This is a genomic window from Bacillus sp. JJ1503, from assembly GCF_036965125.1.
Classification (GTDB): domain Bacteria; phylum Bacillota; class Bacilli; order Bacillales; family Cytobacillaceae; genus Cytobacillus.
In genome coordinates, this window is the sequence record NZ_JBALOZ010000181.1 from 1 (window position 1) to 7,848 (window position 7,848).

General features: G+C 37.4%; 6 protein-coding genes. All 6 read left to right on the forward strand.

Going from position 1 to position 7,848, the window contains the following annotated elements:
- Positions 1–144: 144 nt before the first annotated feature.
- Complete coding sequence (topA, locus tag V7149_RS14410; protein WP_335346312.1) at positions 145–2,220, forward strand: type I DNA topoisomerase; 2,076 nt, start codon at positions 145–147, stop codon at positions 2,218–2,220.
- 173 nt (positions 2,221–2,393) lie between these two features.
- Positions 2,394–3,707 (forward strand): FADH(2)-oxidizing methylenetetrahydrofolate--tRNA-(uracil(54)-C(5))-methyltransferase TrmFO, encoded by a 1,314-nt coding sequence (gene trmFO / locus V7149_RS14415; protein ID WP_335346313.1) that lies wholly within the window; start codon positions 2,394–2,396, stop codon positions 3,705–3,707.
- Positions 3,708–3,763: 56 nt separating this feature from the next.
- The gene (xerC, locus tag V7149_RS14420) at positions 3,764–4,666 is read left to right on the forward strand and encodes a tyrosine recombinase XerC (protein WP_335346314.1); all 903 of its coding nucleotides are present in this window, start codon (positions 3,764–3,766) and stop codon (positions 4,664–4,666) included.
- A gap of 76 nt (positions 4,667–4,742) precedes the next feature.
- A complete protein-coding gene (hslV, locus tag V7149_RS14425; protein ID WP_335346315.1) occupies positions 4,743–5,285 on the forward strand; it encodes an ATP-dependent protease subunit HslV in 543 nt (180 codons plus the stop codon).
- 18 nt (positions 5,286–5,303) lie between these two features.
- A complete protein-coding gene (gene hslU, locus V7149_RS14430; RefSeq protein ID WP_335346316.1) occupies positions 5,304–6,710 on the forward strand; it encodes an HslU--HslV peptidase ATPase subunit in 1,407 nt (468 codons plus the stop codon).
- 102 nt (positions 6,711–6,812) lie between these two features.
- Complete coding sequence (gene codY / locus V7149_RS14435; protein ID WP_335346317.1) at positions 6,813–7,592, forward strand: GTP-sensing pleiotropic transcriptional regulator CodY; 780 nt, start codon at positions 6,813–6,815, stop codon at positions 7,590–7,592.
- Positions 7,593–7,848 lie beyond the last annotated feature (256 nt).

A 7,848-nucleotide genomic window follows, 5' to 3' on the forward strand; every position in this document is an offset into this window, starting at 1 on the left:
ATTAAGAATGATAAATTCCATAATAAATCGTTAATAAATTAATGAAACCGTTTTAAATTGGATAATAATGTTTGACAAAGATGAAACTGTTGTACAATAATAGTTGATATTTCTTTTAAAATCCCCTCTTAAGGAGGACTATTGATGTCTGAGTTTTTAGTAATCGTTGAGTCGCCGGCAAAGGCGAAAACGATTGAGCGTTATCTTGGAAAAAAATATAAAGTTAGAGCATCCATGGGACATGTTAGAGATCTTCCGAAAAGTCAGATGGGTGTTGACATAGAAAATCAGTACGAGCCGAAATACATTACAATACGCGGAAAAGGCCCAGTATTGAAGGAGTTAAAAACAGCAGCAAAAAAGGCAAAGAAAATTTATCTCGCAGCTGACCCCGACCGTGAGGGAGAGGCTATTGCCTGGCACTTGGCACACAGCCTTAATATGGATATTTCATCTGATTGCCGAGTTGTCTTTAATGAAATAACGAAGGATGCGATTAAAGAATCGTTTAAACATCCAAGACCTATTAATATGGACCTCGTTGATTCCCAGCAAGCGCGACGGCTGCTTGACAGGCTCGTTGGATATAATATTAGCCCTTTATTATGGAAAAAAGTAAAAAAGGGCTTAAGTGCCGGCAGAGTACAATCTGTAGCAGTTCGTTTAATTATTGACAGGGAAAAAGAAATTAAAGCTTTTGAACCTGAGGAGTATTGGTCCATTGAAGGCGATTTCCTAAAAGGAAAAGACAGCTTTGAAGCATCTTTCTATGGAATAGGGACTAACAGGCTTGATTTAAAATCAAAAGATGATGTTCAGCTTGTATTAAGTAAGATGAATGGGAACAAATTTAAAGTAACATCAGTTACTAAAAAAGAACGTAAAAGGAATCCTGCTGCTCCATTTACTACTTCGTCACTTCAGCAGGAAGCAGCAAGAAAATTAAATTTCCGGGCGAAAAAAACAATGATGCTTGCTCAGCAGCTTTATGAAGGAATCGACCTTGGCAAAGAGGGAACAGTCGGGTTAATTACGTATATGAGAACGGATTCTACTCGAATTTCAGAAGTTGCTCAAGGAGAGGCTTCCCAATTTATCGAAGAAGCTTATGGCAAGGATTTTCTGCAGGTGGATAAAAAGAAAGAGAAAAAGAAATCGAATACGCAAGATGCCCATGAGGCTATTCGACCGACAAGTGTAACGAAAGAGCCAGCCAGTTTAAAAGAATTTCTCTCAAGAGATCAGCTGCGATTGTACAGGTTAATTTGGGAGCGATTTGTGGCAAGTCAGATGGCTTCAGCCGTTATGGATACGATGAGTGTAGACTTAATGAATGGCGATGTTATTTTTAGAGCTACGGGATCTAAGGTGAAATTCCCTGGGTTTATGAAAGTGTATGTAGAAGGCACTGATGATCAGGCTGAGGAAAAAGATAAAATGCTTCCTGACCTTAAAGAGGGTGATGAGGTCATTAAAAAGGATATTGATCCGAAACAGCATTTCACGCAGCCTCCGCCAAGGTATACTGAAGCACGATTAGTAAAAACACTTGAAGAGCGTGGGATTGGACGCCCTTCCACATTTGCGCCTACTCTGGATACCATTCAAAAGCGCGGATATGTAGCGTTAGATAATAAGCGATTTATCCCAACTGAGCTTGGAGAAATTGTTCATGAGTTAATGTTTGAATTTTTCCCGAATATTCTAGATGTTGAATTTACCGCAAAGATGGAAAAAGATCTGGATTATATTGAAGAAGGAAAGGTAAATTGGATAGAAATTATCAATAATTTTTACGTTAATTTTGAAAAACATCTAGAAATAGCAGAAAAAGAAATGCAAGAGATCGAAATTAAGGATGAGCCTGCAGGAGAAGATTGTGAACAATGTGGAAACCCAATGGTCTTTAAAATGGGTCGCTACGGAAAATTTATGGCTTGCAGCAATTTCCCTGATTGCAGAAATACAAAACCAATTGTTAAAGAGATTGGCGTTACATGTCCGAAGTGTAAAGAAGGAAATATTATAGAGAGAAAGAGTAAAAAACGGCGAATTTTTTATGGCTGTGACCGTTTCCCTGAATGTGACTTTATTTCTTGGGATAAGCCTTTACCGCGCAGCTGTCCAAAATGCGAGAATCTTCTTATAGAAAAGAAGCTGAAAAAAGGTGTTCAAGTTCAATGCATCGAATGTGATTACAAGGAAGAGAAGCAAGGTTAAGGGTGGGCTATTGGCTCACTCTTTTCTTATGGGGACTGAAATCTTCCTCATTTTAGGATATGTAGGGAATGATAATAGAAAAAATCATAAATCTGTGTATTGTTTAATTGCAAAATGATATCGATTAGGTGTAAAGTAAGATAGCTATGTTTTTGAAACGTGGAGGTCAGAAAATGAAGGATAAAACAGTAAATGTTATAGGTGCTGGGTTAGCTGGAAGTGAAGCTGCATGGCAACTTGCTAATAGAGGGATTCATGTTAGGCTTTATGAGATGAGACCTGTGAAGCAAACACCTGCTCATCACACAGATAAATTCGCGGAACTCGTATGCAGCAATTCGCTTCGTGCAAATACGCTTACGAATGCGGTAGGAGTTCTAAAAGAAGAGATGCGAAAATTAAATTCAATTATTATTGAGTCAGCTGATGCTAGTGCTGTGCCTGCTGGAGGGGCATTGGCTGTTGATCGCCATGACTTTGCGGCACGAGTAACGGATAAAGTGAAAAATCATCCCAATGTGACTGTCATTCAAGAAGAAGTTACTAATATTCCTGATGGTACTACTATCATCTCTACAGGACCATTAACAAGTGAATCATTATCTTTGAAGCTTAAGGAATTGTCAGGTGAGGAATACTTATATTTCTATGATGCGGCAGCACCAATTATTGAAAAAGAATCGATTAATATGGATAAGGTTTACCTTAAATCACGCTATGACAAAGGAGAAGCCGCCTATTTAAACTGCCCGATGACAGAGGAAGAATTCAATAAATTTTACGAAGCCTTAATTAGCGCTGAAACCGTTCCATTAAAAGAATTCGAAAAAGAAATCTTTTTTGAAGGGTGTATGCCAATTGAGGTTATGGCAAACAGAGGAAAGAAAACAATGCTTTTTGGTCCGATGAAACCAGTTGGTTTAGAGGATCCAAAAACGGGAAAAAGACCATATGCAGTAGTTCAGCTTCGTCAAGATGATGCAGCAGGAACACTATATAATATTGTTGGGTTTCAAACTCACTTAAAATGGGGTCCGCAAAAAGAGGTTATTCAATTAATACCGGGATTAGAAAATGCTGAAATTATCCGCTATGGGGTTATGCATCGTAATACTTTTATTAACTCCCCGAAGGTATTGAAGCCCACGTATCAATTCATTAACAGAGAAGATTTATTTTTTGCAGGACAAATGACTGGTGTTGAAGGCTATGTTGAATCTGCTGCGAGCGGATTGGTAGCAGGAATAAATGCAGCCAGATTGCTTAATGGTGAGGATCTTGTAGAATTTCCGCATGAAACGGTCATTGGAAGTATGGCAAGATATATCACATCAGCTAACGAGAAAAGCTTTCAGCCAATGAATGCTAACTTTGGGTTGCTGCCTGAACTTCCTGTTAAAATTAGAGGAAAAAAAGAACGTAACGAACAGCATGCAAACCGAGCGTTAGAAACAATTCAGAACTTTGTGAAAAGTGAGGGAATTTAATTGCAAGGGCTTCTAAAATATGATACTATTTAGAAGCCCTTGTGAGGTGATAATGAATGGACCAAAATGTGAACAATTCGTTAAAGATGTTTATTGAATATTTACAAATTGAAAAAAACTATTCACAATATACTATTGAGTATTATCAACAGGATATTAACGAATTCTTTTTGTTCACAAATGAACAAGCAATTAACAATTTGCAGGATGTAAAGTATTCTGATGTCCGTATTTATCTTACAAAGCTTTATGAAAGAAAATTTGCAAGAAAATCGGTGGCTAGAAAAATTTCTTGTTTGCGAAGTTTTTTTAGATTCCTTGTCAGGGAGAAAATAGTTAGTGAAAACCCTTTTGCCCTAGCTTCCATTCCAAGGCTTGAAAAAAAGCTTCCGGAATTTTTTTATGAGGAAGAATTGGAAGAGTTATTTAATGCATGTGAAACGGAAACGATATTAGGGCAAAGAAATAAAGCGTTATTAGAGCTTCTATATGCTACTGGTATGCGCGTAGGCGAATGCAGCAATATTCAATTAAAAGATATTGATATGTACTTATCAACTGTTTTGGTTCATGGAAAGGGAAACAAGCAAAGGTATATCCCTTTTGGCAGCTTTGCACATGATGCTTTGGAATATTACATAAATAACGGTCGCAGAAGCTTGCTAACAAAAGAAGCTCCGAATGATTATTTATTTCTGAATAGCAGAGGGAGACCATTAACGCCTCGAGGGATAAGGCATATCCTTAGTAAACTAATTGAACAATCGTCTTTAAATGGCAAAATTCATCCACATATGCTAAGACATTCGTTTGCCACACATTTACTATCTAATGGAGCGGATATGAGAACCGTCCAGGAATTGTTAGGCCATGCCTTTTTATCATCAACACAAGTATATACGCATGTTACTGGCGAATATTTAAGAAATTCTTATTTAGCACACCATCCAAGAGCTTAAGATACAGATTTACGAAAACTTGAATTTGTAAATCAAAGCTTTAGTTTACGTATAAACGGCAAAGGAGGATATAAGAATGTCTCAATTTCATGCAACAACTATTTTCGCTGTGCATCACAAGGGGAATTGCGCAATGGCTGGAGACGGTCAAGTGACCTTTGGAAATGCGGTAGTCATGAAACACACTGCACGTAAGGTTAGGAAGCTATTTAATGGGAAGGTAATTGCCGGCTTTGCAGGTTCAGTTGCAGATGCCTTCACGTTATTTGAAATGTTTGAAGGCAAGCTTGAAGAATACAATGGAAATTTGCAGCGAGCCGCTGTGGAGCTAGCTAAACAATGGAGAAGCGATAAGATATTGCGTAAGCTTGAAGCAATGCTTATTGTCATGAACGCGGAAAACCTCCTGCTTATTTCTGGCACCGGTGAGGTTATTGAACCTGATGATGGGATATTGGCAATCGGCTCCGGCGGACATTATGCACTTGCAGCAGGAAGGTCATTAAAACGTTACGCTGGGGATCATTTAACTGCAAAAGAAATTGCAAAAGCCTCTCTTGAAATGGCAGCTGAAATTTGTGTTTACACGAATCACAATATTGTAGTAGAAGAACTTTAAGGGATGGTGAGCTGACTGATGGTTAAAGGAACGGATTTAACACCCCGTCAAATTGTTGAAAAACTTGATCAATTTATTATTGGCCAAAAGGATGCAAAAAAGGCAGTAGCTGTAGCATTAAGAAACAGATATCGCCGTGGATTACTAGAAGATAAGCTCCGTGATGAAATTAGTCCTAAAAACATATTAATGATTGGACCTACGGGTGTTGGAAAAACTGAAATTGCCCGCCGAATGGCAAAGTTAGTCGGGGCTCCTTTTATTAAAGTGGAAGCGACTAAATTTACAGAAGTCGGATATGTTGGAAGAGATGTTGAATCAATGGTTAGAGACCTTGTAGAAACATCTGTAAGACTCGTTAAGGAAGAAAAGATGAATAGCGTGAAGGAACGTGCAGAAGACAGTGCCAATCGGATCATAGTAGAATTGTTAGTTCCTTCAAATAAAAAGACTGTAAATTATAAGAATCCACTGGAAATGCTATTTGGTGGAGGCAATGATCAGTCAGATCAAGATTCAACAACTTCAGATGATATGAATATTCAAGCAAAACGCAAGGTAGTGAAAGAAAAACTAGCCTTAGGTGAACTTGAAAATGAATTCATTACTGTAGAGCTAGAGGAACAGCCTCCATCCATGTTTGACATGCTGCAAGGTTCTGGAATGGAACAAATGGGCATGAATATGCAGGATGCATTAAGCGGGTTAATGCCTAAGCGCCGGAAGAAAAGAAAACTGACTGTAAGTGAAGCAAGAAATGTATTAACAAATGAGGAAGCGCAAAAATTAATAGATATGGACGAAGTGACTCAAGAAGCTGTTTTTCGTGCTGAGCAGTCCGGCATCATATTTATTGATGAAATTGATAAAATTGCAAGCCGCAATAACGGAGGATCATCTGCAGATGTATCACGAGAAGGTGTCCAAAGAGATATTCTTCCAGTTGTAGAAGGGTCTACAGTCGTAACCAAATATGGCACAGTAAAAACTGATCACGTTCTGTTTATGGCAGCTGGAGCGTTTCATATGGCGAAGCCTTCAGATTTAATTCCGGAGCTGCAAGGGCGTTTTCCAATCCGTGTAGAATTAACGAAGCTAACCGTTGAGGATTTCTTTAACATCTTAGTTGAGCCTGATAATGCCCTTATTAAACAATATCAAGCTTTATTGGAAACTGAAGGTATACAAATTGAATTTTCTGACGATGCTATTCGTAGGATTGCTGAATTTGCCTTTGAAGTGAATCAAAATACCGACAATATTGGAGCGCGACGTCTTCACACGATAATGGAAAAGCTGCTTGAAGATTTATCTTTCGAAGCGCCAGATGTAACGATGGAAAAGATATCGATTACTCCTCAATATGTTGAAGAGAAATTAGGTGCAATTTCGCGGAACAAAGATTTAAGCCAATTTATATTGTAAAGTTTTTGTTAAGTTATATGTGAATAGATAGACAAATAATTTTTATTATTTCAAGATAAAATAGAATAAGCTTTTTTGTTAAGCAAAATGGAGGAAAAACTAATGGATTTATTATCAAGAACTAGAAAAATTAATGCGATGCTGCAAAAAGCAGCTGGCAGACCCGTTAACTTTAAAGAAATGGCAGAAACATTAAGTGATGTCATAACGGCTAATATTTTTGTACTTAGTCGACGCGGAAAATTACTAGGCTTTGCAGTTAACCAGCAAATTGAAAATGATCGTATGAAGCAAATGCTTGCAGATCGTCAATTCCCTGAAGAATATACGAATAATCTATTTAATATTCAGGAGACATCACCTAATCTTGACGTAGAAAGCGAATATACAGCTTTCCCTGTAGAAAACAAAGATCTTTTCAGCACAGGATTAACAACAATTGTTCCAATTAACGGAGGCGGGGAACGTCTTGGTACGTTAATTCTTGCAAGATTGAATGGACAATTCCATGACGATGATTTTATTTTGGCCGAATATGGAGCTACAGTGGTTGGTATGGAAATCTTACGTGAAAAAGCAGAGGAAATCGAAGAAGAAGCCCGCAGTAAAGCAGTTGTACAAATGGCCATTAGTTCGCTTTCTTACAGTGAATTAGAAGCAATTGAGCATATTTTTGAAGAACTAAATGGCAGTGAAGGCTTGCTCGTAGCTTCGAAAATTGCAGACCGCGTAGGGATTACAAGATCAGTAATCGTTAACGCTTTACGCAAATTAGAAAGCGCAGGAGTGATTGAATCCAGATCACTTGGAATGAAAGGAACCTATATTAAGGTTCTGAATGATAAGTTTTTATTTGAACTTGAGAAATTAAAATCTCATTAATTTCTAACCAAACCCCTTTTTCGACAAGAAAGGGGTTTTTTTATTACATATTTTTTACAAATTTTAAGTAAAATGAAAATTTGCTTTATTTTTGTTACAATTTATCATTTAATAAAACTCAGGACTTTTTTACCTGAAAAAATAAAAAAACGATCAGATTTTTGTTCGATAAATTGTAATTATTTACAGTGATTTGCTGTTTCGCAAAGAGGTTTCTTTTTTTATAATGAAAAATGGGAAGAAGGTCATGTTAAAA